The following is a 26,320-nucleotide window of genomic DNA, read 5'->3' on the forward strand; positions in this document are numbered from 1 at the left end:
CTTTAACGCTTCCACGCCAACAGCACGACTCCGGCGCCCACGAGCGCAATGCCCAACCATTCCCGCGGCACAGGGCGTTCGCCCAGAAAGAGAAACGCGAACACGGCGACCAGCACCAGGCTGAACTTGTCGACCGGCGCAACCTTGGACGCTTCCCCCACTTTCAACGCGCGGAAGTAACAAACCCACGAAGCGCCAGTCGCCAGGCCCGAAGCGACCAGAAACACGAGCGTCTTAAACGAGAGTTGCCGCGGATCACTAATCGCTCCGGTCGCCCAGACGAACCCGGCCAGCACGATCAAGATCACGACAGTGCGGATCAGCGTGGCGAAGTCCGAGTTGACGCCTTCCAGGCCGATCTTGGCGAAGATCGCGGTCAGCGCGGCGAAGCCGGCGGAGAGTAACGCCCAGGCGAACCAGTTGCTGGTGATGTCCATGAAACGCCTTACTTGCATTGGTGAAGGGATCTACCGACCGGGCCAGCGACAAAATGGCCCTGGCCTGCGGTTCTACCTATTCTAGCGTTCCGCCACACGACAATTTTTGGCCGCAGCGTCGTTTTCTGGGCGACGCCGGGGTGACTGTCCACGAGAAACGCTTTACGGTAGAAGGAGAGGAGTAGCGCCGGATGCTTCCACCATTATTGGGGATCTGAACCAAACGTCCTGACGCACTGTCTCCTTCAGCGTTCCCCGGCATCCAAATGCCATCCGCCCTCTCCGATGCACCCCAGCTGCGAACTTACTCTATGGCGACTGAAAGCCCCGAATCGACGCTTGCCGACGAAGTCTCCCCTGAAATTACTCCTTCCACAGAAGTTGCCGATGCGACGAAGGTGAGTCGCCCGCAGTTGGTGATCGCGATCCTGGGAGCGCTCAGCGTGTCGCATCTGTTGAACGATGTGATGCAGTCGCTGTTGCCTGCGGTTTATCCGCTATTGAAAGAAAACTATTCGCTGTCGTTCTTTCAGGTCGGGCTGATCACGTTCACGTTTCATGTGACCGCTTCGCTGCTGCAGCCGCTGGTCGGGATGGTGACCGATCGACGGCCATGGCCTTATTCGCTGGTCGTCGGGATGGGCTTTACGCTCGTCGGTTTGAATCTGTTGGCGTTGGCCGGAAGCTTTGAATCGATCTTAATCGCCGCCGCGATGGTCGGAATCGGCTCGTCGGTCTTTCATCCCGAAGCGTCGCGCGTGGCGCGGCTCGCCTCGGGGGGGCGTTATGGTTTTGCGCAGTCGTTGTTTCAAGTGGGAGGCAATGCAGGCTCGGCGATTGGTCCGTTGTTGGCCGCGTTTGTGGTCGCTCCTTGGGGACAGCCGAGCATCGCGTGGTTCTCGATCGGCGCCATCGCGGCCCTGATGATTTTGGGCTACGTCGGGCGATGGTATCAACGTCATTTGAACGACTTGAAAGCGAATCCGCGGAAGGTCCGAATCGAGCAAACGTCGACGCTGACGCCGGGCCGCGTGTATGGCGCCGTCGGCGTGTTGCTGATGTTGGTCTTTTCGAAGTACATCTACCTGGTCAGTCTGAGCAGCTACTACACGTTCTATCTGATGGACAAGTTCGACGTGCCGGTGCAATCGGCTCAGTTGTATCTGTTTATCTTCTTAGGCGCCGTCGCGGTCGGCACGTTGGGCGGAGGACCGGTCGGCGATCGATTGGGCTTTAAAACGGTGATTTGGTTTTCGATTCTCGGCGTGTTGCCGTTCACCTTGATTTTGCCTTACGCCAATTTGTTTGGGACGGTGGTGCTGACCGTGCCGATCGGTTTGATCCTGGCTTCCGCTTTCTCAGCAATCATCGTTTACGCCCAAGAACTGCTGCCGAGCAAAGTGGGCATGATCGCTGGGATGTTCTTCGGTTTCGCCTTTGGGATCGCCGGGATCGGCGCCGCGGTGCTCGGTTGGCTGGCCGATCAGACGAGTATCGAATACGTCTATCACGTCTGCTCGTTCCTGCCGCTGGTGGGACTTTTGACGGCACTGCTGCCGAATCTGGAGTCCCGAGGCTAGGCGAACAAGGTTTTTGAGGATTGTAAGTGGTTGTTATTTAATGGTTTACAATTGGAGCGGTTTTTTTCAAAAATGAATGTTGCAACGCATAGTGGTGCGACGTATAACAGGGGAATGACAAATGCACCCCGCAACAAGGAGAACGGACTCGCCGCTGAAATCGGCAAGCGAACTCCGTTTACCAGCTTGAAACAGGAAGCCTATCTGAATCTGGTTCGCACGCATGAGCAGCTTGCCGGCCAGTTTGCCCGACTGCTGAAGCAGCACGGCTTGTCGGACCCGCAATACAATGCGTTGCGCATCTTGCGGGGCGAAGGGAAGCCGATGCAGACCTACCAGATTGCGGAGCGGATGATCACGTCGCAGACCGATATTTCTCGCTTGGTTGATCGCCTTGAGACCAACGAGTTGGTCGAGCGAGAACGTAGCGCCGAAGATCGCCGTGTCGTGTGGGTTACGCTTACAAAGCAAGGAAGTGCGATTTTGAAGAAACTCGATCAACCGGTCGCCGATCTCCATGAGTCGCAGTTTAAAGCATTCAGCGATGACCAATTGAAGTCGTTGACCAAGTTGCTCTTTGCTGCTCGCAAGAGTGGAGAGTGACGCTCCTTTTTTTGCCGGATATATGTTGCAACATATATTTGTGTCGCGAGTTGCGTCTGGGCAACGAGTCGCGGCTGCGGATTGGAAACGAACCAATTGCAAAGTTTGATATTTAGAACAGGAAAATTCAAAATGGCCAAATTACTTCACATTGAGTCGTCCCCCCGGAAAGCTCGCTCCGCTTCGATCGCCGTGGCGAAAGAGTTTTTAGCGAAATATCAAGAGGCGAATCCGGCGGACGAAGTTGAGACATGGGACTTGTGGTCGACTTCGTTGCCGGAATTCGATGGCGATACGATCGACGCTAAGTACCAGATCTTGCATGGCCAAGATCACTCGCCAGAGCAAGCCGCCGCTTGGAAAGGAGTGACCGACGTGTTCGATCGATTCAACTCGGCCGATAAGTATGTGTTGAGTCTGCCGATGTGGAATTTTGGCGTTCCGTATAAACTGAAGCACCTGATCGACGTCATCACCCAGCCGGGGTTGGCTTTCAACTTTTCCCCAGAGACCGGCTACACGGGGCTAGTGACCGGCAAACCGATCACGGTGATTTATGCTCGCGGCGGCGAATACACGTCTAGCGAGCAAATGAAGGCGATCGATTTTCAAAAGTCATACGTTGAATTCTTGCTGGGCTTCATCGGCTTTACCGACGTGAAGAGTATCGTCATCGAGCCGATGTTGGCGCCGCCGGAAGTCGCTGGTCCTGCGAAAGAGAACGCTAAGAAGCAAGCGACGGAAATCGCGGCCAGCTTCTAGGTCAACGAATACCGAACGACGGATCGCTGCACGATCTGCTAAAAAACCGCCAGGCGCTTACGCAGCGCCTGGCGGTTTTTGTCATTCTCAGTTGCCGCCATCGGAAAAGTTGACGCGAAGTAAGAGTCACGTTGGAATTGCTGGAGGGAATCAGCCTGGTGATCCAAGGGAACTTTGGGGATCACCACTATCCGTTTCATCGCGATGACCATGTTGTGGCTAGCGTCAATAAGGCGTATTGGGCCTGGACCGACACCTACGGCATCGAAACGGAAGATAGCGCCGATGACGTCGCCATTTTGTGATCGACCAGGTCTGGGATGACCAACAGCGTCGCAGAAATAGTTCCTCGCCTTGATCCTGCTGGGGACGCGACCCGCTTATTCTGACTTGCCGCAGTTGATCATCCACGGCGTGCCGAAGCGATCGGTCACCATGCCAAAGCGCAACGCCCAGAAGGTTTCTTGCAGCGGCATCTCGATCTTGCCTCCTTCGGAGAGCCCGGCGAAAACCCGTTCCGCTTCGGAGGGTTCGTCAATTTGCAACGAAACCTTGAATCCTTGCGGTTTCGCAAATTGCTCTGGCGGACAGTCCGAAGCCATCAGCAGCGTATCGCCGATCGTCATGCACGCATGCATGATTTTGTCTTGCCAGTCTTCTGGGACATGCTCGCCGGCGGGAGTGCCGGCATGGGGCAATATCGCTTCGATCTTGGCGCCCAATAGCTTTTCGTAAAACTCAAACGCCGCTCGGCAATCGCCACGAAAAAAGAGATAGGGGCTGACTTGCATCGGGGGAAGCTCCTGAGGAATTCGATAGTGCGCACAATTTCGAATATTGGAGAGGAAGATTCCCTCTCAGGGAAGCGCGGAGGGCCAAATTTTAGGAAGAGTTCGCGCCAGGCGGTGCAAACCGCTAGTTCGAGTTCAGCGATTATCTCGCCTCCGTGTTGTTTTGCAACGTGCTCATTTGGATGCGAGCGGAGATTTCTTTCAAGAACGACTTACGCTCAATCGGCTTGGTTAGATAAGCGTCGCAACCGGCGTCTAGGCACTTATTAACGTCTCCGCGCATCGCATGAGCGGTCAATGCGATGATCTGGCCGGTGTAGCCGGCATTGCGAAGTTGAGCGGTCGCCGTGTAGCCGTCCATCACCGGCATTTGCATATCCATCAGGATGACGTCGAACGGAGTGTCTGCTCGCCATGCTTGGAGTGCGGCGTCGCGTCCGAGTTCGCCATTCTCAGCAATTGTGACGTCAGCGCCTGCTTTGCGGAGAATAAAGCCAATGAGTTTTCGATTGTCGGGACCATCCTCGACCAAGAGGACGCGCCCATGGAGGTTGCTGGTCGCGACGATGGTCGAGGGACTATCTGGTTCCGCGGCGTCATGCGACGATCGCAAGGGAACTCCGGTTAAATCACCCGTCGCAACACGTAGGGTGAAAGTGCTGCCGTGCCCCGGTTGGCTCTCGACCGTGATTTCACCTCCCAGCAACTCGGCGATTTGCTTGGTGATCGTCAAGCCAAGTCCGGTGCCGCCAAAATTGCGCGTTGTCGATGCGTCCGCTTGGCGAAATGGCTGAAAGATATGCTCCAACTGTTCCAACGACATGCCGATGCCCGAGTCAATTACCTGGAAGCTCATCAGCTCGTTGGCGAAGTCGCATTGGGCGATGACTTTCACCACCCCTTTTCGGGTGAACTTGATCGCGTTTCCGACGAGATTGAACAGGGCTTGCTTCAATCGCGTCGAATCGCTGCAGATCGTTTGCGGGAGTGAGCCTCGCCATTCGATCTGCAACTGATTCTCTTGGGCGATCGCTCGGTCGTTCAGTAACTCTTGCACGTCGCGCACAACTTCGATCGGATTCATGGTGCGCAGTTCGATATCGAACTTGCCCGCTTCGACTTTCGAAAGATCGAGAATGTCGTTGATCAATTCGAGCAGGTGATTTCCGTTGCGCTGAATGGTGCCGACTGATTTGCGTTTCTCCTCTTCCGACACCCCTTGTTCGAGCAGGAGATCGCTGAACCCGACGATAGCGGTCATGGGGGTTCGAATTTCGTGGCTCATATTGGCGAGAAACTCGCTTTTGATCTTGCTGGCGCGTTTCGCTTCTCGATGGGCGGAGATGAGCTCTGCGTTGACCGCTTTCAGGCGAGCCTCGACGGCGCATTTTTCCGTGATGTCGCTTTCGATCATCATGAATCCGGTCAGCGTGCCGTTGGCGTCAAATAGCGGTGCGATTTCAGTTGAAACAACATATTCTCGCCGGTCTTTAGCGTAGTTGACGATTTCCGCATTGGTGGAAACTCGGTGAAGGAACGCTTCCTGCAGGCGTGCGATCGCATCCGGATTGCTGTTAGGACCATACAACAGTTCGCTGGGCGTTTTTTGGAGGGCTTCTTCCAGTCGATACCCACTGATTCGCGTAAAGCCGTCGTTGACCCATTCAATCTTGCCGTCAATGTCGGTAATAATTACGCCGTTGCTGGTGCGACGAATAATCTTCGCCAGGCGTTCCGCTTCATCGGCTGCCTCCGTCGCGCATTTTTCGCTTGCTCGTAACTCTTGCGTCATGTCTTCAGCTAAGGCCATCGCGCGTGTTTGGCTTAAGCCCATCGACCAGACGATGCCGGCCAGCAATAAGCTGAGCGCCGCTCCGCCAAGTCCCAAGACTGCCGGCGTCACGCGATCAATTTGTGCGTCAAACTGGGGAGTGGTGCTTGTTACGATGGTCCAAGCCCGACCACCGACGGTGATCGGCTCGCTATGGAAAAAGGTGCGGCCTTTGTACGCCGCTTGATTGAAATGGAGGCCAGCGAAGTTATCCAAGTGGCGATCATGATCGTATAAATAGGGTCGTTTGGTCCGCTCGTCTCCATCGAAGATTTCAAAATCAAGTCCGTTGTCGAGCATATCGCCCATGCGATCCAGACTTCGCTCCAAGATAATCGGCGCATACAAGACGCCGGCTAGATTGGCTTCTCGCTCGACGGGCGTATGCGGATTGGTCTCGTTTTTGTAGACCGGAACATAATAGAGAAATCCGGACCGCTCGACATTATCTTGCAAGAGATGGATCATGCCGGTGATCGTCGGTTCGCCAGAGCGGATCGCTTTTTCGATCGCAGTGCGCCGAATATTTTCGGATCCAATATCGTAACCCCAGGCAGCGCGATTATCTTCCAGGGGATAGACATGTTGGATGATGTACGCGATCGGCGCGTCTCCAAGAGAATGAACCGCGAACTCGGGCGCATTGTCGGCTCGTTCTTGGGCGACAAAGCTATCAACATCGTCGCGGTTGACGCGTTGGATCATGCCAAAGCCGATGGCGCCCGGAAATTCGTTCGGCAAGTCGCGGGAAGCGACATACGCGGCGAATTCGCGGCGGTCCACAAATTGACTGCCGGTGTACATGCCGCGGGCCCCATTGAGACCATAGACGCAGATGTTTGCACGTCGTTGAATCTCCAGCGTCAGCAACTCGCTTCGCCGTAAGAACTGTGCGAAATTGGCGCTGCGAATATGATTTTGCGAGTCGCGAACGAGTAAAGCCGTCACCAGAAATCCAACCAGTAACGTCACAGTGACGATGCAGATTAAGGGTTGCGCGCGGCGGATATCTTTTTTCAAACGCGTGAAGAAAACGTCGGTCTTCGCAAGTTTCAATCCTTGCGAAGCCAGAAGAATACTCAATGCAATGGTCGAGAGGAGCAACGCCGTATGGATCGCTGTGGTGGAAAAGATGGGAATATCTCGGAGACCCGACGCGCGACTCAGAAACATCCCCACGCCGAGGACGCCGATTGCTCCGCCGAGGAGCGTCGCTCCGATTCCAATTGGCTTGAAAGTTCCGCGCCAAAGAAGCATCCCGACGCCTAGCAACGAGATTCCCAGTGATGTTCCTAATGACATTTGCCCTGGAATCTCGCCGGCTGCAATGGAAGCGGGGTCATCGCATAGCAACGTATTGATCCCCAGATCAACCGCCGTTAGAGATTGGGTCAAATTCGCGATTCCCATTGCGATCGCGAGCAAGGCAAGCAGTTGGGGAAGAAGTTGGAGTCTGTTGGGGGGACGCGTCACGATCGTCCAAAACAGTCCGGCCAGAGAGAGGAGCGCCAAGCCGACGGCCGTGTTGACCTTCATCGTGGGAAGTCCCGCGATGATGGATCGTAAACTGATCCAGCCTGCCGGCCACGCGATGAGGACGAGCAAGGATGTTAGCAGGCTCAGGCAAAGCAGAATTCGAGCGGCGATGATTAGCCACGCAGCGTCAATCGTCGCCGTCGTGCGCGATTCATCACGATGGCTAACTTTTATCTGCATTTCAATTCTTGCCCCCTACCAATCTCCGCCCTGGGATGGCGCACAAAACCTGCTTCGTTCTGTTCGCCGCCATCGTGGAGATGATTTTCATTACGCGAAAATCTAGGTTGTCCGCAAATTCACGAGAGCAAGCAGGGGGATATTCACCGTAACTCCACGCAGGAGAGAGCGCTGCGGGCATTAGAAAACGCACAATCGACACATCTGCTACCGCCAAAACGGCGAAGTTGACTACGATTGAAGTTGGAAGCAGTTTCAGCGCGGACGCATCCGTTAGCTAGAAGTTGGCATGAGTCCCGTCAATGTGCCGGTGCTGCTGGAGAATCGATCGGTTTCAACTCCCATTCGCTGCAGCATGCTGACGAAAAGATTGCAAAGCGGCGTATTGTCATCCTGACGAAACGCAAGGTGCTCGCCATGTTGAAATCCGCCGCCTGCCAGCAGAATCGGCAGGTTGGTATTGCTATGGATGTTGGCGTCTCCCATGTTGCTGCCAAACAGCACCATCGTACTGTCTAGCAAGCGACCAGCGCCGTCAGGTTGGGCGGCCAGGCTTTCCAGCAACTCGCCAAAGATTCTTAGTTGTTGCAGATCGACTTTTTCGAGCTGGGCGACCTTTTGCGGCGACTGGCCATGGTGGCTCAGGTTGTGGTAGCCGTCGAGCGATTTTTCCTGATCAACAATCTCAAACACGCCGGTTGCAAACGCGTCGATCATAAGCGTTACGATCCGGGTCGAATCGCTCTGTAACGCTAACTGCGCCATTGAAAGCATCAACTCCAGTTTCGAGAAGAACTGCGATTTGTCCAGGATGTCGACCGGCGGTTCACGTTCGACGACAGGCTTTGGTAGTTGTTCCCAGTTGCCGGCGGCATGCAAACGTTCTTCCAACTGGCGAACCGAGGTGAAATATTGATCCAGTCGATGTTGGTCGTCAGTTCCCAGCCCACGTTGAAAATGACGCATGTCTTCTAACAAGACGTCCAAGATGCTGCTGCGTTGCTGCAGTTGATGTAGGCGAAGTTCGACTTCGCTTTTGCTCCCTTGTACAAACATCTGTCGAAATAGAGCCGCGGGACTATCTTCGGCCGGCAGCAAGGCGCCGTCGCGCGACCACGACAAGCTGCGGTTCGCTTTGTCGATGTTGACGCCCAGGTTGAGCGTTGGGAAGCGCGTTTGTTGACCGAGCTGCTCGACCGCGAATTGATCGAGAGAAATCGAATTGCGAAAACCGCTGCGCGTCGGGTCTCGGGCTGCGGTAAGAAAGCAATTCTCGGTCGAATGGCCACCCACAACCGACGGATGGGACAACCCGCTGAATACGGTAAAGTCTTGGCGATGGTCGCCGATCACTTTTAAGTAGGGCGATAATTGGTAGTCAGCGCCGCTTTGTTGCGGAAAAAAGGGAGCAGGCAATACGCCTAGATTATTCGAGATCAGCAACATCCGTTGCGGAGTTTCGCCCGCAGGAATCGAATCGCCATAGAGCGGGCGGAAACAGTCGAGCAGCGGCAAGCCGAGACAAACGCCTACGCCTTGTAAAAAGCGGCGTCGCTTGAAAGAGCGAGTGAGGAAGTGTGAGTTTGTCATCGTTTACGGAGTGCTTTCTACTTCAGTGAAAATCGGGCTGGCGACCCATTGATGCAGCAGGTCACGCGTGCGATAGCCATTGGCGGCACATTGATCAAGAATCGAATCGATCTCGGATCGATCCGAAAATCGAACCTCGGCGCCGGTCGCATAAAGCGTCCATTGGTGCAGCAAATTGCGAGCAAGTTGGCGAGGACTGGCCACTAGCAACGTTTTCAGTTCATGGACGTCTGCAAATTGCTCTCCGCTGAGCAGCGTGCCCGCGGCGTCAACTTCGGCCGCAACACGGTATTTAAACGGATGACCGGCTCGATCAATACCTGTAATTTCAACCCCTTTCTCCAAGCTCCGATATCGATCGCGCCATGCTCCCATCACGTCGAAATTCTCCAGTGCAAAGCCAACCGGATCGAAACGTGCGTGACATGCGGCGCAAGATTCTTCAGCCGCATGTTTCGCCAGCAGTTGCCGAACGGTGGAAGCTCCGCGGATATCAGGCTCGATTGCCGGTATCGATTTAGGAGGGGGCGGCGGAGGCTGTCCTAGCAACTTCTCCATGACCCAGACTCCTCGTTTGACCGGCGACGTGGTCGTTCCATCGGTGGTCAACTTTAAGACAGACGCTTGCGTGAGCAATCCGCCATAGGGACTCCACTCTGGCAAATCGACGCGGCGCATCGCCGAGCCGCTTTGTCGAGCCAATCCATAATGAGCGGCCAGCCGGTCGTTCAGGTAGGTGAAATCAGAATCAATGATCGTTGTAATCGGCAAGTTATCGCGAATCATGGCCGCGAAAAACGTTTGGGTCTCGCGCTCCATCGAATCGACCAGGTAGTCATCTTTGCGATACTCGGGATAGAGTCGAATATCGGGCAAATCGCGGCGTAAATTGCTGAGGTTGAGCCATTGATCGGTAAAGTGGTTGACGAAGCGATCAAATCGTCGGTCGAGGATCATGCGGTCAACTTCCGCTTGCAATTGTTCCGGATTAGCCAGTTCGCCGTCCGTCGCTTTTTGCAGCAGTCGCTCATCGGGACGCGAGTTCCAGAAGAAGTGCGAAAGACGCGAAGCAAGCGCCGTGGGGGCGTGTCGCGGATTGGTGAGATAGAGGAAATGACCAGAGCAGAGCAGCGCTTGATATCCCTTCAGCATCGCATCTGCAAAGGGAACGCCTGCGTCGAGTTCGGCGTTGATCAGGCGGAGATAGGTGTCTGCGGCGTGATCCGAAAGGGGACCGCCCGCGACTTGTGCAGCGAACCGATGAAACAGAAGTCGCGCGTCTGTTTTCGGTTGTTGTGAAATGACCGACACCGGCAGCCGGCTAGTAGGCTCAGGCGGCCCAATCGCAAGGTCTCCGAAAAGTACGTGATGCGAAGCGGCTGGCCATTGGGGCGGAGAGAGCGGCCCGGCGACTTCCAGCCACTCGAAAGCGGCGCCGCGATGTCCATCCGCAGGCATCGGCGGAAAGTCATAAAAGAATCCGCCATCGGTACGGATAAACGGCACCGGCAAGCCGAGTAAGCTGTACTCGAAAGTCTCACCGGCTTTCAGCAGAATCGTGGTTTCAAACGTCTTCACTTCCGGCTGCAAGTCGATCCACCCGCCGGTCTCGCGAACATCGCCAGAAACGTCGGCGCCGGATGGTTGTCGCGCCCGAAAACTGATCGGCAGCGGATCATAAGCCGGAACAAGCCGAAATCCAGGCAACTGTCGCACCGCTCGCGCAGCAAAGCGAATCTGGTATTCGCCCTCGACCGGGGCGACAAACCCCCGCGGATATCCAAAGTAGGGCCATGTGGCCGAACGAAAGAGCGCTAGTTCAACAGGAGCTTCATCAAACTCCTGCGGCGTCAACTCTTTCACGCGAGCGCTCGAAATCATTTTGCCGTTACGAGCGAAGAACATCGCTTCGCGTCCGCCGAAAGTCTCGCCGGACGGAAAGAGACGCGTGCCGGTCACGCGATGTCGTACTTGGAGAGGAGGCTCTACACCGCTGGCGACCGCTTGTTGGAGAGCCGCCTGCGCCGAGTCGAGATAGGCGTTCAACTGGACGCTCGACATATCGAGCGAATCGGCGACCTTCGTAAAACCATGCAATTGCCGATCCTCGGGCAGCCGAGCGGCCACATCGAGATGCGGAAGTTTCAAGAGATCGCGCAAATTGTCTTCGTACTCGGATCGTGACAGCCGACGCAACGAACTCCGACCTTGCTGCTGGATTTCCGCTTTTTCCGCTTTCCCGATCGATTGCTGCAGCGCCGTCAAAATCGCCTTGCGATCCTCTTCGGATAGATCATCGCGATCCGGCGGCATTTCGCCGGCTGCGATTCGATCGTGAATCTGCGTCCAGCGGCGACGTACCTTCGCGTCCTGCAAATCCCAAGGAAGTTTCGCCAGCACGAGATCTCCTTCGGCGGAGAATTCGTCATGACAGTCGTAGCACGTTTGCTGCAAAATCTGATGGACAACGGCCACCGGTTCCGCCGCCGACACGGGGCAAACCGCGATCGCCAGCAGGGCGGTGAATGTTATCAAGACTGGATTTCGCTGCGACATCTCAACATCCGGTTTGTTGGTTGATTTGAATTGCGCCTTGCGCTCTTTCCCTGGTTGGCCGCGATAGCTCCGCTATCGGGGCGGCGCAGCCGTAAGAGGCATTGGTTCTCTGTAAGCAGTTCAGGGGCTTTTCGCCATTTCCAACGGTATAGCGCGACCACCGAAGTTCGTCCGACCGCGGCTCGATGCCTCTTACCGACTTCGTCGGCCCCGATAGCGGAGCTATCCAGGCCAACCGGAATCCGTTCGGCCAAATAACGCAACCTCAAAATGCGCAAGCGAGGGAAAATCGCTCGGCTATTCCAAGGTGGATCGAAGTCGCCAACCGCATTTCCCTCGCTTGCGCAGCGGGCTACGAAGAGGAATAGGCGCCGATGACTTCCAATATCGCAACTTCAAAACGCGCTTACTTATCATTTGCTAGACAACGCAAAATCGGATTCGCCGCCATCCCGTTGAAACAGCACCGTCAACGTCGACTTCCGATTGTATTTCGCGGGGATCAAATTGACATATTCTTCGTCCGTTCCATTGCCCAACGAGTCTTGCGTTGTTTTGCCGGTCGGATGCGTCGAATCGATTTCGACCTTGTATTCTCCAGGTACCGGACCTTTCTGCGAATCAATTTTGTATTTGCCGGCGTCGATAGTCGTGCCGACCGCTTGGCCTTGGTAAAGCGGAATGAAAGTGATCGCTCCCGTTTGCAGCGGCGCTCCATCAAGGGTAACGCTCCCTTGGACTTCTAGTCGGTCGCTAGGCGGCGCCGTACTGCAACCGGTGCTGATCACCCCTGCAAACAGTAATAGGCCGCCGAAGAAGAGTAGAGATTTAGACATCGCAGGTTCTTTCCCCTCGATCTGATTGTGTACGTGCCGAGACGCTGCGGGCACTAGTTGCACCGCAGTTGCGTTTGCTGGATTGGACGGCTGCTGAACAGGTTCGCTTGGCCATCGAAACGGCCGAGAGCGAACCGTTGGGGAAGCAAGTCTTAAAGCTCACTCACCACTTCGCCGCCAGCCATACTGCTTAGGCTTTGCCAAGTGGTGAGTTGGAGCGTTTCAGAAATAAATCGAACCGAACCGTCACAAAGGCTGACTTGCACGCCGCCAGGGTGCATGCTGCGCGAGGCGACGCTGGCGTTCAGCTTGGCTGGAGCCGTCGTCCCCAATCCAGTGCACGGCAAGCGACCTGGTTCATTGATGCACAGATCGGTAAGATCATTCGCGCCGCTATTGGGACCAACCCGCGTCATTAGGCAGTAGGCGTCTGGTTCATCGTTCCAGATCCAGGCGCGATACTCTTTGGCTTCGCTCACCGGCTTCAGCATTTCCATCATCGCCAACGTGTTTGTTGTGCCGTCGGTGATGTCGCGGAAATTGGCGCCAAAGAGATTATTGAATGGAGATTTCTCTCCTTGATCAATGAACGTGTTTCGCCCCCAGTTCAGACCATAATTGCCTTTGATGCTGGCGCCAGGATCGCCCCACAATGCGGCCGTGTCGAGAATGACGGCGTCGCGATCGCTGGGACATTGCCAGGCCGGCACCGGCGTCGTGCGCACCGTCTTGTGATCCGCTCCCCCTTCATGCCAACTGGTGTTGTGATCATACAGATCGTAAGCGGCGCCCTGTTCGATGAAGGGATACAAATGAATGCAGAAGGGCGTTCGCTTCGTATCTGTCGTGCCGGGGAGGGGATCTCGATAGATCATGCCGGGGGGAAACTTGAGATGCGTGTCATGGTAGTTGTGCAATCCCAAGACGAGCTGTTTCAGATTGTTCGTGCAAGACATGCGACGAGCCGCTTCCCGCGCTTGTTGCACTGCAGGCAATAACAACGCAATCAATACGCCGATGATCGCGATCACCACCAGCAATTCGACCAATGTAAATCCTGATTTTTTGCGAACCATGGTTCGTCTCCGCTACGAAAAGAAAGGGGATAAAAAAGAGATTGGAAAAGAGATTTGCTGTTCAGAATAGATCGTCGAGTCTTAGACGCTCGAGTCGCCGGAAAGATCGTTCTAGGCCTCCTCGGGCAGGATGACAACGCAAACTAGTTCATGGTGCGATCGGGTGAGAAAATTCCCTCGACCACGCGTTCACAGGTCGCTTCGATATGGAGCGCCATTTTTTGGCCGGCCGCCTTTTTATCGCGTTGCAGCAGCGGCTCAAAAAAGGTCAAGTGTTCCGACAAGACTGGATCGAGATATTTGTCTTGATGCCGGAGTAACAACCTCATCATGTGGACGAGTCGGTTGTACCGATTGATCTCGGTCGCCAGCCGTTTGACGCCAGCCGCTTCCTCAATGGCTTTGTGCGTCATGCGATCCAGTTCCAGGCAGCGAATCCCCCAATCCTTGTCGCGATAGGCGGATTGCAGCGCGATGGTGTCTTGCTGAATCTGCTCAAGCGGCTTCAAGTCGGCGCAGTCGCAGGCACATCGCACCGCTTCGACTTCCAGCAAACGGCGGATGTGGTAGATCTCGCGAACTTCTTTGACGCCAAACGGAGAAACGGTAGCTCCCCGATTCGGCGCCATCTCGATCACGCCTAGTCCAACCAACTCGACAAACGCCTCGCGCACCGGCGTGCTGCTCACGCCAAACTGAGCGGCGATATGCTGCACTTTCAGTCGCGCGCCAGGGGGGAACTCTCCCTGAAAGATCGCCAGCAAAATCTGCGTGAAGATATCCATACGAAGGGAACCAGAGATAAGCCCTGTTTCTTGCCGGGAATGAATCGTAGCCATTGGGCGAAGACTCCAGTTGGGAACGGACAAAATGCCCAAGTCGCACATCAATATTGTGCATTGTGCATAATGCACAATCTGAGTCAATCAAAAAAGCTGATTTTTCTTTCACCGCTGGCAGCGAGGATGAATTCACCTAGTCGGGGTGGCTATTTGGGCTCGCGACGGCGCAGCAAGACGCGATCAGCCTGCTAGGAAAGAATCAGCCGTTCACGCACTGGACGCATGAGCAGTTCACGTCGGAGTCTGTTCGCGCCGCGAGTTAGAAGCGAACGCCACCGCCGACATTGCTAAAGAAGTTTGGCGATTGATCGTTCAAGCCCCAGCCGACGCGGACGCCGACTTCCAGATTGGGCGTGACCAGATAATGCAGCCCCGGGCTGAAGAAGTGCTGCACGCTCTCGGCTTCGCGTCCGTCAGTGAAGATCCCGAAATATTCGGCGTGCGCCTTCCAGCGTTCGCCCACGGGGACCTTTAATACGGTGGACGGCGCCCAGGCGTTGAAATGATCTTCTTCCAGACTGCTAGTGCTGTAGCGAAGCGCTGAGTCCCATTCCCACCCGTCCCAAAACTGCCAACCACTTACGTACGAGGTCGAGAAGCTGCTGTCGTTCGCTTCGCCGCTGGTCGGCGTGTAGCCTTGCATAATAAGGGAGCTGCGCGGAGTCCAGCCGCACTGTTCTGTCAGCAAGAACTTGCCGCCATACAGCAGGCTACTTTCGCGCTCGATCCCTGCTTCTTCTTCGTCATTGTCTGGAACATTGCCCGAAACCGGATTGCCGGCGCCCCCGATTTCGTAGTTCCAACCCAACCGCAATTCGATCGTATCGCTGAGTCCAATGCGGGCAACCAACTCCGGAAAACTGTGCGTCTCCGGCACGCCGCGGTTGTCAATAAAAGTGTAAGCCGATTCAATCACCGTCTGGTGATAACCCACCACCGAAGTCGCTGGCGTAAACGAGTCTCGATCCGTCTCAATCTCGTCCTCTTCCTCTCCTTCGTCGCGGCGAGAGAAAGCTCGCTCCGCAACGCTCTGCAGAGGAAGTTGGGCAACAGCGACCGCGGGATCGCCAGCGACGCCAAGCACACAGAGAAACAGAAAGGTCCGCGTCATCATCCACAGCCTGGGTCAAAACTACTATGCCGACAGAAGGCTCTCGTCTGTTGTTCGGCCTTCTGTGCGCGGCGACGTGAACCAGGCCGGCGGCGCCAGCATAACTGGCATGACCCGGCAAACGGCTGCTAGCACCGGAAGTCTGCTGCTATTTTGTCCGGTGTGCGGTCCGTTTCGGTAGGCGCATAAAAAAACGCTGAGAGTTTTTGCTCTCAGCGTTTTTCATACTGCGTGCGTGCGACAAGTCGCAGCAAGCGAGGCCGACGGGGATCGAACCCGCAACCTCCGGATCGACAGTCCGGGACTCTAACCAATTGAGCTACGGCCCCAATTTCTTGGGTTTCCTCGTGATTTCGCCGTTACAGGAAACCTGAACAGCGGGTGAACCAATTTTACCTGGGCTCCAGGCGATCACTGATCCTCACTGGGAAGTTTTCAAGTATAGCTTCGACTCTCTGCCGGGCAAGGGGCCCTGTAGAGCTTTTTAAACCTACTTGAGCGCCAAGCGAAGGCCCAGCGCAATCGCCTATCTTCCACGAAGCCGCCGCGGAGTCAAGAGGCCGCACAACAGGACTCTCGCTGGTCCGAATGGTTCGGTGGAGAGGGCCAAAATGGTGGAGGATGGGTCATTACAACAATTGCAGATGGCCGGTCACGGCGTCGATTTTGCCAGCTTCGTCGGGGCCGATCGCCAGGCAGGTGTGGGTGGGTTGGCCGTGAAACTCGGTTCGCCCGCTGTCGGTGATCAGGTGAACTTCGAGGCCCGCCTTTTGGGCGGCGGCGTGGATGTCAAGCAATTCCTGCTCGCTGTTGACCCGGCAGCAGATTTTAGCGAAATGCCCCGAGAGCCAAGACTGCTGAGCAGGGCCAAAGTCTTCGATCGCAACGGGGCCCTGAAACATGCGATAAGCCAGAAACGCCAGCGAGGCATGAGCGCCTTGGGCGATTTGTTTGCCGCGGCGCATCCCCAGGTCGTGCCGCATGACGATGACCTGTTTGACGATGGTCGTCTCGTGGGTCGTGTTGACTGAAGAGTCGAGCGGATAAATGTCGGCCGTGACGAACGTGCGGCGAGACTCGGGGGATTTCAGCACGTCGGTAGAGTAGTAATGAAGCAGTACCCCTTTTTTCAGCAAGTCGGGATTGCGGTGACAAAAGTCGGTTGAGTCGGCGTAGCTGTCGACCGCGAGACGCTGAAAAATCAATTGGGCGTAAGCGACGGTCATCGTCTCGTGATAGCCGCTGTCGGGCGCGTCGACGACGCCGTTTCGCTGATTGAGGGCCTGAATGCCGCGACGAATTTTCTCGAGCGCTTCGTCAAACGGGCGCTGCGTCAGATAGAGATAGGCGATCTGAAAATGCCGACGATGGGTCCATTGATCGCGAGGGATCGCTTGTTCTTCAAAGCGAGCCAGCAGAGCGGCGTCATCATCCAGACGTCCGCTCTGGGGGCTTTCGTCATTCAGCGGCATGTATGACTCCAGGCGAGGTATTTACGCCTGATGACGCATCAGACAGGCGTGCGGTTCACTTGGTCGATTTGTGCGTTTAGCGTCCAGAGATCATACAGCCAGCCTATCAGGAACAATCCGCAGGTGAAAAACCAGATGATCGCCGTCACCCATTTGCCCATGTACAGTCGATGAGCGCCGAGGGTTCCGACTCCGGGAATCGCTAGCAAGATCCACGCGATATTATAGTCAATGCGACCGGGAGCATATCGCTGATCGGCGGCGCGATCCATCGACGGTATGAGAAAGAGATCGACGATCCAGCCGATAAAGAAGAGCCCCAGCGTGAAAAACCAGATCGTGCCGGTAATCGGACGACCATAGTAAAACCGATGAGCGCCGAAAAATCCGAAAATCCAGCAGATATAACCGATCAGCAGCGAATGCGTGTTGCTTTGATTCATCCAAAATCCTTGTTGTTCGAGAGCAGATGAGACCTTGCTCTGCTATTCGCCATCGCCGGCTAAATCTTGTCGGCGACGCTCTGTTATTTTTGTTGGTGCGCGTCCAGCAATTTTTTGGCGGCGTTGACGAAGTCTTCCGGCACTAAGACACGCGCCTGAAAGACGCCGGTGAAGCCGCCTTGGTGCGCGTTTTCAATCGTGCAGGGAATTCCTTCTTCGGCCAGCGCGATCTTGATCACTTCGGCCTGGCTCTCATCGTAGGCGGTCAGGACTTCGGTCCAATTGATGTCGGTCATCGTTTCTCTCACAAACGGGGTGAAATCCATTCAGGGCAGTCGATGTATTGTACCCCATTTCAGCCCGGGAGAAGCAAAAACCGAGTTGCGATCGAGATTGGCGGCCGAAATAATAGAGGCCCCGATTTCGACCTCCCAGGGAGCAGAAGATGAATTTGATCGTGGTGCTGTTGGTTCTCAACATTCCCGTCTATTGGCTGCTGGGCTGGATAATGTTCGATTCGACCCACAACGCGGCCGATTCGTTTTGGGAGACGACGCTGGCGATTATTAAAGCGGCCTTCGTGCCGTCGTTCATGCGGGCTTTTATGGACAGCGAGCCCGAAACTGACGGCAGCGTTTTTAATACGCTCTTCTTTTTCGTCAGCTGCGCAGCGGTCATCGGCGGCGAGTATTACCTGCTGACGAAGTACGTTTGGCCGGTAGAGTAGAGCGGACCTACACGGCTATAACGCGACATGCTGGAAATTCATGACGATATCGTGATGCTGGGCCAAAACTCCGGCGTCCTGTTCGCTCAGTAACTCGAAGAGTTGATGATCCCAAATCGCGAGTTCCCGATCGTCACCGACTTCAAAATGGAACGTGGCGAAATAAAGAGCGATATCGCCGCGCATCTCTTTCCGCTTCGTCGCGACGATTGCCGGAACGGGATTCCACTTCGGTTTTTCGTAGGTCGTTGTTGTGGGCGTGATATTGCTCAGCAACAGGAGACCGAGCACGGCGACTACCGCCGGTCCTAGACAGATTGGGCTGGCGGCGATCGCAAGGCCGGTGCTGATGCAGATCGTGACGACGCAAAATCCAGCCCAAATCCGTTTTCGGGTGGAAGTGAAGCGAAGGTGTCGCGGGAGTTTGACGGGACGACGATACGTTGCAGTTCGGTACTCGGGCGATTTTTTGATTTTCGCGAAAATGGACATCCGCGAAGTCTTCGCAGTCCGGGGATAGATCCGCGTGCGGCGATCGACATACGATCCGCAGAACTCGCAGCGATGCGAGTCTGGCGAGATGTCGGCGCTGCAACTATCGCATTTCATGGGATGATAGAGCTCCCGTTTACGACATGACTAAACAGTAATCGCGATCCGATCAAAGTCGGCCGCATAGTCGCCGCGCGTGAAGAGGACGCCAGCGTCATCTTCGGCGATGCCGCCATACATGGCGCCGTACCACAGGGCGTATTCTTGACGCCGGCCGTCCTCGGTTTCAAAGGTGACGAAGTAACGCGTCGACGCGGCGTGATTGCCGATTCCTCCCCAGACTTGCGTTCGTTTGGCGACCGCGATCGCGGGACGAACTTCGACCGGCGATTTTTCGAGAGCTTCAATATTTTGAAAAACGCTGGAATAGACATGACCGCTGAAATGCCGCGCAACCAGTCCAAAGCCGATGCTGGTGACCACAAACAGAAAGATGATGCAAGGAACCACAAATATCATGAATCGAAACATATTCCGCTGAGCGCCCTCGAACGAAGCGGAAAGAAGTTGGGGGTCATTGGGCATGCCGTTTTGGAAGACCGGCGACATCATGAACAGCATTCCAAGAAACAGAATCGGCATCAGGAGAAAGCCGACGACCGCCATCGCCGCTTTGCCGGCGACCAGTGCCGAAAGTAGGGTGAAGACGGTTTTGGGAGCGCCGCTAGGTTGCGGTAGTTTGGCGAGGCGCTCCGGCGATTGCGCCTGATGAAATTGGGGAGACGCTTTGATTTGCTCAAAGAGGCGCGCATGGCTCTGCGACGGTCGGCCGGAAATTGTGACCGCAGCGCCGCAGTATTGGCAAAAGCTCGCCCCAGGCGCCGATTCTCCTCCACAGTTCACGCACTTCAAAGGTATTCTTCTCCTTGTGTGACGACGGTCTTCCTCGTGAAAACGCTATGGTATTCGCTGGCGGTGGCGAAATCTTGTCGTTGGCGGCGAATTTCAGCGCGAGAAGGGGGCAATTCGGCGAATCGGTTTCGCTATAATAACGACTTACCACCCTAGAGCGGAACCACTCGAATTGAGCCAGCCAATTACCTTTGCCGATGTCGTTTGTTGCGGTTGCAGTTGTCTGTGTGATGACTTGCAAGTCACCGTCGCCGCTGGACAAGTTGCGCAAATTGCACCAGCTTGCCCACACGCGGCTAACTACTTTGCGATCGCAGTTGACGGCGAGCCGAATTACACGATCAACGGAGAAGAAGCGACGATCGACGCGGCGATCGCCGCCGCGACTACGTTGCTGGCCGGCGCCAAGTCGCCGCTGCTGTTGGGGCTAGGCGAACTGACGATCGACGGCCAACGTGCGGCGCTCGATTGGGCGGACCGCTTGGGCGCCTATGTCGACGCCGGCAACCCGGCCGAGCCGGATCCAAGCGGCGTCGTGTTGCAGTCGACCGGAATGATCACCGCGACGTTGGGCGAAATTCGTGACCGGGCCGATGTGATTCTCTTTTGGAACGCCGATCCGGCGACGACTCAACCGCGTCACTTCGAACGATTCAGTCTCGACGCGCCAGGCAGGTTTTTGACAGGCCCGCGAACAGCGCTGGCGATTGATCGTCAGGCGACGGCGACCTCGGCTCGCGCTCCACTATTTTGCGAGTCGCCGCTCTCCCAAAACCTGGAAACGGCGCATACGTTATTAGCGCTGGCCCGCGGTAAGAAGATCGATCGCAAACGCGTGCCGAAGTGGGCCGAGATCGAGCAGATCCATGCGCGACTCGCGTCGGCAACTTACGCGGCGATCGTATGCGGCCCGCCGTTTTATGGCGGCGCTGACGGCGCCGCGATTTTGGAAACGTTGGCCGACTATGTGCGCGAGTTGAATCGGAACAACCGAGCGATTATCTCGCTCGAGCGAAGCGGCCCCAACTGGATCGGCGCGGCGGAGTCGATCGCCTGGCGAACCGGCTATCCCAGTCCCGTTCGCTTTGCCGCCGATGGTCCGGCGTTTGATCCGACTGGCTATCGAGCGGCGAAGCTAATCGCACGCAGGCAAGTCGACGCGTTGATTCGCTTTGACGGCGATTGGCTGACGAAAGCTTCGCCAGAGATGTTGTCTGCGATGGCGAAGTTGCCGGTTGTTTCGTTTGGTTGGAGCGAAAGCGAACATCCGGCTGCCGTAAGATTTCACGTCGCGAAACCCGGCGTCGAGTGCGGCGGCAGCATGCACCGGCAGGATGACGTACCGCTGCCGCTGACGCAAGTTTTGCCGACGACGCGCATGACCACCGAAGAAGTCATTCGGCAAATGATGAACGCCTAGTTACCCTTCTTCGTAGCCCGCTACGCGAGCGAGGGAAAATCGCTCGGCGATTCCCATCCGGATTGAAGTAGCCAAACGCATTTCCCTCGCTCGCGCATTTTGAGGTTGCGCTATTTGGCCGAACGGATTCCGGTTGGCCCGGATAGCTCCGCTAGCGGGGCCGACGAAGTCGGTAGGAGGCATCGAGCCGTGGTCGGACCTAGAGCGGTGGTCGCCGCGCCGTTTGAAATGGCGAAATGGCCCCGAACTGCATACCGGGAACCAATGCCTCCTACGGCTGCGCCGCCCCGATAGCGGAGCTATCGCGGCCAACCAGGGAAATAGCGCAACCTCAAAACTCGCGCAGCGGGCTACGAAGAAGCAGGGCCTTCTGCATGGAACGATCACCCTACTCGGCAAATAAAGCACTTGAGATACTGCGTTTCGGGGCAGGTCAACAGCGTCGGGTGATCGATCGCGCCGCTGCGTTGTTCCAGCAGTTGGATATCGCGGCCTGACTTTTGGGCGACGCCAAGCAGCGTCATCTGGAAATCGTCGCGTGAGATGTTGCCTGAACAACTGCAGGTGACCAGGATACCGCCGGGGTTGAGCAGGTTGACGGCCTGACGGTTGATGTGATAGTAGGCCTTCAACGCTTCGTTGATGTTGCGGCGGGTTTTGGTGAACTTGGGCGGATCGAGGATCACCGCGTCGAATTTTTCGCCGGCGTCGACCAGCGCCTTCAAATGATCGAAGGCGTCGACCGATTCGAAGCGGACGTTGGATAGGCCGTTGCGCTCGGCGTTGCGGCGCGCCAAATCGATCGCTTTGTCGCTGCCGTCGATTCCGATCACTTCGCTGGCTCCGCCCAACTTGGCGGCGGCCAAGGCGAATCCGCCGGTGTAGCAAAACATATCGAGGACGCGGCGGCCCGAGAAATACTTGGCCGCAGCGACCCGGTTTTCGCGCTGGTCGAGATAGAACCCGGTCTTTTGCCCGGTGGAAAGATCAAGCTCAAACTCGATGCCGTTCTCTTGGATGAAGATCGGTTCGGTCGGAACTTCTCCTTGCAACACGCGCGGTTCGATCGTGACTCCTTCGGCCTTGATGACGCCGGCTTCGCCGCGAAGCGTGATGCTCTTGGGCGAAACCTGCTCGTTCAAAGCGGCGACAATCACATCGAGACGACGTTCCATCGCCAAAGCGTTGACTTGCAGCACGACATGCCCAGCGAAGTAGTCGACGATCAAGCCGCTCAACCCATCCGCTTCGCTATAGATCAGACGACAGCCGGCGTTCTCGTCAAACAGGCCCAGTTGCCGGCGGGCGTCGATCGAAGCGGCGATCTTTTGTTTCCAGAAGTCGTCGGTTAGCGGCTGTTCGACATCCCAGCTATAAAGTCGGACATGAATGCGGCTCTTGCGATTGACCACGCCATAGGCGACGAAGCGACCATGATCGCCGACCAATTGCACGACGTCGCCGTCGACGGCCGCCGTGTCAATGTGATCAAACGCCGAGTGGAGCGCCCAGGGATGGCGTCCGTACAAGGGCTGCGCCTTGCGCGGGAGCAAGACTGCCTTGGGTACGCCTGCGGCGGGAGTTTGTTGCGACATGTTGGTTGTATAGCGACGTTACGTCGCGTTCCTTTCTACGGCCAGGGCCAGCGTCCGATCGATGCGGGCCAGGCACGATTCTTTTCCCAAAATGTCGAGACAGTCGAACAAACCGGGGCCGACTCCTTGGCCGGTGGTCCCGATGCGGACTGCGTGAATGATTTCGCCGATCTTGATCCCTTCGGCGGCGACAAAGTCGTGCATCGCCTTGTCCAGGATCGCGACGTCCCACGTCTCGAGCGCGGCGAGCGTCTCCCGAAACTTGGCGAGCAGCGCCTGCGGCTGCGCATCGCCCAGTCGTTTGGCGAACGCTTTTTCGTCGTACTTCATCTGATCGTCAGCGACAAAGAAGTAGTCGGCATAGGCGATGATATCGCCCAGTACTTTCAAGCGATCGCCGCACGCTTCGATGATGCGCGTTAACTTCGGGCCTGCTTCGCACGGCGCCGGATCGGCGATCAGGCCGGCAGCTTGCAAAAACGGCAAGCACTTGGCGGTCTTCTGCTTGAGCGGCAGCTTTTGCATAGCGCGATCTTGGAACGACCACAGCTTTTTGCAGTCAAAACTGGCCGGCGCTTTGGTGACGCGCTCCAACGAAAAGTTGGCGATCATCTCGTCGATCGTCAGGTCTTCGGTCTTGTCATCCAGCGACCAGCCGAGCAGGACCAAGTAGTTCAAAATCGCTTCCGGCAAATAGCCGGTCAGTTCGTAGAAGTCGACGATCACCGGATTGAAGGTCTCGGCCGAGGTTTGCAGTTGGATCTGCTCAGCGATCGCTTGGCCATGTTCGTTCAGCCGTTTGAAATCGGCGTTCTTCAGATACTTTTCGAGCTTCCGCTTGCTCAGCTTGTTTTTGCTCCCTGGCTCGGCGACATACGGCAGATGAGCGTATTGCGGCAGTTCGTAGCCGAGGGACTGCCCGATGAAGATCTGGCGCGGCGTGTTCGAGAGATGCTCTTCGGCTCGAATGACGTGCGTGATTTCCAGGTCATGATCGTCGACGACGCTCGCCAGGTGATACAAGCAGGTGCCATCGGCCCGTTGAATGACGTGGTCATTTTCTTTGGACCACTGGAACTCAACGTCGCCGCGAACGCTGTCGGTAAAGGCGCAGACGCCTTCACGCGGCATTTTCAGGCGAACGACAAAACTGCGGCCTTCCGCTTCCCACTTGGCTCGCTCGGCCTCGGTCTCGGCCATGAAGGCGCGGCTGTATTGGAAGGGGCGTTTCGCGGCGTCGGCCGCTTTTCGCTCGGCGTCCAGCTCTTCCGGCGTTGCGTAGTCGTAGTAGGCGAAGCCATCGGCCAGCAGCTGTTTAGCGGCCGTTTGATAGCGCTCGAGCCGCTGCGATTGGTAGTAGGGCTCAAACGGGCCGCCAACTTCGGGGCCTTCGTCCCAGTCCATGCCGAGCCAGCGAAACCCGTGAAGAATCGGGGCCAACGCCTCGTCGACGTTCCGTTGTTGGTCCGTATCGTCAATGCGCAAAACGAATTGCCCACCGTGTCGTTTGGCGAACAACCAATTGAATAGTGCGGTGCGAACCCCGCCGATGTGGAGATATCCAGTCGGACTGGGAGCGAAGCGTGTGCGAACCATAGCGATCTGCTGTTGCGGACGGAAGGTAGAATCGAACCAACCAGCTTAAAGCGCCGGCCCGCCGCTCGCAAAGGGGCATTCGACCGAAGCAAGTCGCCAAAGCGACCTACTTACGTGGTCGAAATCGCTGGATCGCGTCGTTCATAGGTTCGTCCTTCGTTGCCGCTAATGCAATTGTCGAGCGCCACTTGGTACAAGCGTTCTCCGCCAACCGTCGGATAATCGCCGCTAATGCAGGCCTGACAAAGGTGTTCGCCAGAAAGACCGACCGCCCGAGAAATTGCGGCCCGCGGGAGGAAGCGGACCGAATCGGCGCCTAACGCAACCGCCATTTCGGCTTGCGCCTCTTCGGTCAATTGTCCATCGGGCAAGAATTTTGGAGCGAACAGCTCTCCGATCGTCGACATATCGATGCCGTAGAAGCAAGGAGCGATGATCGGCGGACAGGCGACGCGAACGTGAATTTCTTTCACGCCGCCGCGATCGCGCAGGCGATCGAGCAGCACCCGCATCGTGGTTGAACGGACGATCGAATCTTCGACCAGGAAGATCCGTTTCCCTTCCAGCACTTCGCGGAGCGGGGTGTATTTGACTTCGGCGGCTCGGCGACGCTGGTTGCCGGTTTCGATAAATGTGCGGCCCGAGTAACGATTGCGGATCAGCCCTTCGCGAGACGGAATTTTCAACTCAAACGCCATTGCATCGGCGGCCGCTTTGCTCGTGTCGGGCACAGGAACGACGATCGTGTCGTCGTCGATCGTGACGCGTCCGTCGGCACGTTCCATCTTGGCCAACTCGACCCCGAGATTGGTGCGCGTGACGTAAACGCTTCGCTCATCCAGCGTACTTGCGACATTGGCGAAATAAATCCACTCGAAAAAGCAGTGCGCTTTGCGGGGGGATGGGGCAAATTCTTGAATCGCGAACTTCCCTTTCGAGATCGTGATCGCGTGGCCCGGTTCCAGCGATTTGATGCTTTCCGGCTCAAAGCCCAAGTTCAGCAGCGCCACGCTTTCGCTGGCGGCGGCGAACATGGGGCCTTCGATCGCATAGCAAAGAGGCTTGATGCCGAGCGGATCGCGGGCAATCAGCATTTCACCTTCGGCGTTCATCATGACCAGGCTATACGCCCCATCAAACCGTTTGCTCGCGTTGCGGAGCGCCTCGATCAACGGCACTTTGCGGTCGCCGTTCATCTCACGGCTCAGCTCATGCATGATGATTTCGGTATCGGTTTCCCGCGCTAGATGGTGGTCATTGTCGGCGAGCAGGCGATCGCGCAGCTCGTCGTAGTTGGCTAATTGGCCGTTGAACGCGAAGCTGAACCATTTGTGTTTGATCAGATGGTGTCGCTCGAACGGCTGAGCGTAGCTGCGATCGTCTTGGCCGCAGGTCGCATAGCGAACATGGCCGATCGCGGCGCAACCCGCGTATTCACGCATCAGCGCTTCGCTCTTCCCGCGATGAGACAGGCGAAAGACTTCACGGACGGTGCCAATGTCACGATGCGTGTCGATCAGCTGTTTGCGGTCGGGATTATAAGAAGTCATCCCGGCCGCTAGCTGACCTCGATTCTGAATATCGAGCAGCATGCGCGGCAACAACCGCGACACATGATCGACGCCTTGGTCCGGGCAAAGAGGGCTGATCTCGTCGCTGGGAAGGTGATAAACGGCGGCGATCCCGCACTCGTGAAATAGCTCGCTCATGAACGACTCGCGCTAAAAACCGTTGCCGGACTGGGACTTACGTCGCTGCTTGCGACGCTGTCTTCACAGAAAATTCCATCGAAGAGGCGGGAATCTTCATTCTAGGAGTCGCTCCCCGAAGACTCAACCGTCCTAGACAGCGGATTTCCGCTTGTTAGCGAAGTAAAAGCACCCCCCTGGTGGTTTACTGTTCGAGTATGGAATCTCGATCTTGGTTGAATTA

General features: G+C 56.3%; 23 protein-coding genes and 1 tRNA gene. 6 read left to right on the forward strand and 18 right to left on the reverse strand.

The window, feature by feature from the left end; all coding sequences use genetic code 11:
• Positions 1 to 2: 2 nt before the first annotated feature.
• Positions 3 to 431 (reverse strand): EamA family transporter, encoded by a 429-nt coding sequence (locus M4951_RS04470; protein ID WP_410050429.1) that lies wholly within the window; start codon positions 429 to 431, stop codon positions 3 to 5.
• A 317-nt stretch (positions 432 to 748) separates the two neighbouring features.
• Here M4951_RS04470 and M4951_RS04475 point away from each other — a divergent pair, with 317 nt between their 5' ends.
• From M4951_RS04475 to M4951_RS04490, 4 genes are all read left to right on the forward strand, one after another.
• Positions 749 to 2,017, forward strand: a complete 1,269-nt coding sequence (locus M4951_RS04475; protein ID WP_315985760.1) for an MFS transporter — start codon at positions 749 to 751, stop codon at positions 2,015 to 2,017.
• A 114-nt stretch (positions 2,018 to 2,131) separates the two neighbouring features.
• Positions 2,132 to 2,620 carry a MarR family winged helix-turn-helix transcriptional regulator gene (locus M4951_RS04480; protein WP_262025280.1) on the forward strand — a complete coding sequence of 163 codons (489 nt, stop codon included), beginning with the start codon at positions 2,132 to 2,134 and terminating at the stop codon, positions 2,618 to 2,620.
• A gap of 132 nt (positions 2,621 to 2,752) precedes the next feature.
• Positions 2,753 to 3,382, forward strand: a complete 630-nt coding sequence (locus M4951_RS04485) for an FMN-dependent NADH-azoreductase (RefSeq protein WP_262025281.1) — start codon at positions 2,753 to 2,755, stop codon at positions 3,380 to 3,382.
• A gap of 131 nt (positions 3,383 to 3,513) precedes the next feature.
• Positions 3,514 to 3,687 (forward strand): hypothetical protein, encoded by a 174-nt coding sequence (locus M4951_RS04490; protein WP_262025282.1) that lies wholly within the window; start codon positions 3,514 to 3,516, stop codon positions 3,685 to 3,687.
• Positions 3,688 to 3,762: 75 nt separating this feature from the next.
• Here M4951_RS04490 and M4951_RS04495 read toward each other — a convergent pair whose 3' ends face one another.
• From M4951_RS04495 to M4951_RS04550, 12 genes are all read right to left on the reverse strand, one after another.
• Positions 3,763 to 4,173 carry a VOC family protein gene (locus M4951_RS04495; protein WP_262025283.1) on the reverse strand — a complete coding sequence of 137 codons (411 nt, stop codon included), beginning with the start codon at positions 4,171 to 4,173 and terminating at the stop codon, positions 3,763 to 3,765.
• Positions 4,174 to 4,315: 142 nt separating this feature from the next.
• On the reverse strand, positions 4,316 to 7,720 hold the full coding sequence (locus tag M4951_RS04500; protein WP_262025284.1) for a CHASE domain-containing protein: 3,405 nt from the start codon (positions 7,718 to 7,720) through the stop codon (positions 4,316 to 4,318).
• 273 nt (positions 7,721 to 7,993) lie between these two features.
• Entirely contained in the window at positions 7,994 to 9,310 is a 1,317-nt protein-coding gene (locus tag M4951_RS04505) for a DUF1552 domain-containing protein (RefSeq protein WP_262025285.1), read from the reverse strand.
• 3 nt (positions 9,311 to 9,313) lie between these two features.
• Entirely contained in the window at positions 9,314 to 11,866 is a 2,553-nt protein-coding gene (locus tag M4951_RS04510; protein ID WP_262025286.1) for a DUF1592 domain-containing protein, read from the reverse strand.
• 413 nt (positions 11,867 to 12,279) lie between these two features.
• Positions 12,280 to 12,702, reverse strand: coding sequence for a hypothetical protein (locus M4951_RS04515; protein ID WP_262025287.1), 423 nt, complete (start codon positions 12,700 to 12,702; stop codon positions 12,280 to 12,282).
• Positions 12,703 to 12,854: 152 nt separating this feature from the next.
• The gene (locus tag M4951_RS04520) at positions 12,855 to 13,778 is read right to left on the reverse strand and encodes a DUF1559 domain-containing protein (RefSeq protein WP_262025288.1); all 924 of its coding nucleotides are present in this window, start codon (positions 13,776 to 13,778) and stop codon (positions 12,855 to 12,857) included.
• 143 nt (positions 13,779 to 13,921) lie between these two features.
• Entirely contained in the window at positions 13,922 to 14,617 is a 696-nt protein-coding gene (locus M4951_RS04525; RefSeq protein WP_262025289.1) for a GntR family transcriptional regulator, read from the reverse strand.
• Between the two features lie 262 nt (positions 14,618 to 14,879).
• Positions 14,880 to 15,734, reverse strand: a complete 855-nt coding sequence (locus M4951_RS04530) for a transporter (protein ID WP_262025290.1) — start codon at positions 15,732 to 15,734, stop codon at positions 14,880 to 14,882.
• A 252-nt stretch (positions 15,735 to 15,986) separates the two neighbouring features.
• Positions 15,987 to 16,060: transfer RNA gene (locus M4951_RS04535), tRNA-Asp, on the reverse strand.
• A 300-nt stretch (positions 16,061 to 16,360) separates the two neighbouring features.
• On the reverse strand, positions 16,361 to 17,203 hold the full coding sequence (pth2, locus tag M4951_RS04540; RefSeq protein WP_262025291.1) for an aminoacyl-tRNA hydrolase: 843 nt from the start codon (positions 17,201 to 17,203) through the stop codon (positions 16,361 to 16,363).
• A gap of 38 nt (positions 17,204 to 17,241) precedes the next feature.
• Positions 17,242 to 17,646, reverse strand: coding sequence for a TM2 domain-containing protein (locus M4951_RS04545; protein WP_262025292.1), 405 nt, complete (start codon positions 17,644 to 17,646; stop codon positions 17,242 to 17,244).
• A gap of 83 nt (positions 17,647 to 17,729) precedes the next feature.
• A complete protein-coding gene (locus M4951_RS04550; RefSeq protein WP_262025293.1) occupies positions 17,730 to 17,942 on the reverse strand; it encodes a DUF2007 domain-containing protein in 213 nt (70 codons plus the stop codon).
• A 149-nt stretch (positions 17,943 to 18,091) separates the two neighbouring features.
• Between M4951_RS04550 and M4951_RS04555 the strand changes: the two genes are divergently transcribed.
• Positions 18,092 to 18,373, forward strand: a complete 282-nt coding sequence (locus tag M4951_RS04555; protein ID WP_262025294.1) for a hypothetical protein — start codon at positions 18,092 to 18,094, stop codon at positions 18,371 to 18,373.
• A 15-nt stretch (positions 18,374 to 18,388) separates the two neighbouring features.
• On the opposite strand, the gene M4951_RS04560 is transcribed toward M4951_RS04555, so the two are convergent.
• Both M4951_RS04560 and M4951_RS04565 read right to left on the reverse strand, forming a co-directional pair.
• Complete coding sequence (locus M4951_RS04560) at positions 18,389 to 18,982, reverse strand: hypothetical protein (protein ID WP_262025295.1); 594 nt, start codon at positions 18,980 to 18,982, stop codon at positions 18,389 to 18,391.
• A gap of 30 nt (positions 18,983 to 19,012) precedes the next feature.
• A complete protein-coding gene (locus tag M4951_RS04565) occupies positions 19,013 to 19,768 on the reverse strand; it encodes a DUF2500 family protein (RefSeq protein WP_262026895.1) in 756 nt (251 codons plus the stop codon).
• A 181-nt stretch (positions 19,769 to 19,949) separates the two neighbouring features.
• Here M4951_RS04565 and M4951_RS04570 point away from each other — a divergent pair, with 181 nt between their 5' ends.
• On the forward strand, positions 19,950 to 21,197 hold the full coding sequence (locus tag M4951_RS04570) for a hypothetical protein (RefSeq protein WP_262025296.1): 1,248 nt from the start codon (positions 19,950 to 19,952) through the stop codon (positions 21,195 to 21,197).
• A 383-nt stretch (positions 21,198 to 21,580) separates the two neighbouring features.
• Here the strand turns inward: M4951_RS04570 and M4951_RS04575 are convergent, their stop codons facing one another.
• The 3 genes from M4951_RS04575 to M4951_RS04585 all read right to left on the reverse strand — a co-directional run bounded on the left by M4951_RS04575 (position 21,581) and on the right by M4951_RS04585 (position 26,097).
• Positions 21,581 to 22,792 (reverse strand): class I SAM-dependent rRNA methyltransferase, encoded by a 1,212-nt coding sequence (locus M4951_RS04575; RefSeq protein WP_262025297.1) that lies wholly within the window; start codon positions 22,790 to 22,792, stop codon positions 21,581 to 21,583.
• Positions 22,793 to 22,810: 18 nt separating this feature from the next.
• The gene (gene gltX, locus M4951_RS04580) at positions 22,811 to 24,388 is read right to left on the reverse strand and encodes a glutamate--tRNA ligase (protein ID WP_262025298.1); all 1,578 of its coding nucleotides are present in this window, start codon (positions 24,386 to 24,388) and stop codon (positions 22,811 to 22,813) included.
• Positions 24,389 to 24,498: 110 nt separating this feature from the next.
• A complete protein-coding gene (locus M4951_RS04585) occupies positions 24,499 to 26,097 on the reverse strand; it encodes an amidophosphoribosyltransferase (RefSeq protein WP_262025299.1) in 1,599 nt (532 codons plus the stop codon).
• Between the last annotated feature and the right edge of the window lie 223 nt (positions 26,098 to 26,320).

Source organism: Blastopirellula sp. J2-11 (assembly GCF_024584705.1).
GTDB lineage: Bacteria > Planctomycetota > Planctomycetia > Pirellulales > Pirellulaceae > Blastopirellula.

Bases quoted from the DNA above. Each gene is read 5' to 3' on its own strand.
- M4951_RS04475 (WP_315985760.1), top strand. From the start codon at position 749: ATGGCGACTGAAAGCCCCGAATCGACGCTTGCCGACGAAGTCTCCCCT.
- M4951_RS04480 (WP_262025280.1), top strand. From the start codon at position 2,132: ATGACAAATGCACCCCGCAACAAGGAGAACGGACTCGCCGCTGAAATC.
- M4951_RS04485 (WP_262025281.1), top strand. From the start codon at position 2,753: ATGGCCAAATTACTTCACATTGAGTCGTCCCCCCGGAAAGCTCGCTCC.
- M4951_RS04495 (WP_262025283.1), bottom strand. From the start codon at position 4,173: ATGCAAGTCAGCCCCTATCTCTTTTTTCGTGGCGATTGCCGAGCGGCG.
- M4951_RS04500 (WP_262025284.1), bottom strand. From the start codon at position 7,720: ATGCAGATAAAAGTTAGCCATCGTGATGAATCGCGCACGACGGCGACG.
- M4951_RS04505 (WP_262025285.1), bottom strand. From the start codon at position 9,310: ATGACAAACTCACACTTCCTCACTCGCTCTTTCAAGCGACGCCGCTTT.
- M4951_RS04510 (WP_262025286.1), bottom strand. From the start codon at position 11,866: ATGTCGCAGCGAAATCCAGTCTTGATAACATTCACCGCCCTGCTGGCG.
- M4951_RS04515 (WP_262025287.1), bottom strand. From the start codon at position 12,702: ATGTCTAAATCTCTACTCTTCTTCGGCGGCCTATTACTGTTTGCAGGG.
- M4951_RS04520 (WP_262025288.1), bottom strand. From the start codon at position 13,778: ATGGTTCGCAAAAAATCAGGATTTACATTGGTCGAATTGCTGGTGGTG.
- M4951_RS04525 (WP_262025289.1), bottom strand. From the start codon at position 14,617: ATGGCTACGATTCATTCCCGGCAAGAAACAGGGCTTATCTCTGGTTCC.
- M4951_RS04530 (WP_262025290.1), bottom strand. From the start codon at position 15,734: ATGATGACGCGGACCTTTCTGTTTCTCTGTGTGCTTGGCGTCGCTGGC.
- pth2 (WP_262025291.1), bottom strand. From the start codon at position 17,203: ATGCCGCTGAATGACGAAAGCCCCCAGAGCGGACGTCTGGATGATGAC.
- M4951_RS04545 (WP_262025292.1), bottom strand. From the start codon at position 17,646: ATGAATCAAAGCAACACGCATTCGCTGCTGATCGGTTATATCTGCTGG.
- M4951_RS04550 (WP_262025293.1), bottom strand. From the start codon at position 17,942: ATGACCGACATCAATTGGACCGAAGTCCTGACCGCCTACGATGAGAGC.
- M4951_RS04555 (WP_262025294.1), top strand. From the start codon at position 18,092: ATGAATTTGATCGTGGTGCTGTTGGTTCTCAACATTCCCGTCTATTGG.
- M4951_RS04560 (WP_262025295.1), bottom strand. From the start codon at position 18,982: ATGAAATGCGATAGTTGCAGCGCCGACATCTCGCCAGACTCGCATCGC.
- M4951_RS04575 (WP_262025297.1), bottom strand. From the start codon at position 22,792: ATGTCGCAACAAACTCCCGCCGCAGGCGTACCCAAGGCAGTCTTGCTC.
- gltX (WP_262025298.1), bottom strand. From the start codon at position 24,388: ATGGTTCGCACACGCTTCGCTCCCAGTCCGACTGGATATCTCCACATC.
- M4951_RS04585 (WP_262025299.1), bottom strand. From the start codon at position 26,097: ATGAGCGAGCTATTTCACGAGTGCGGGATCGCCGCCGTTTATCACCTT.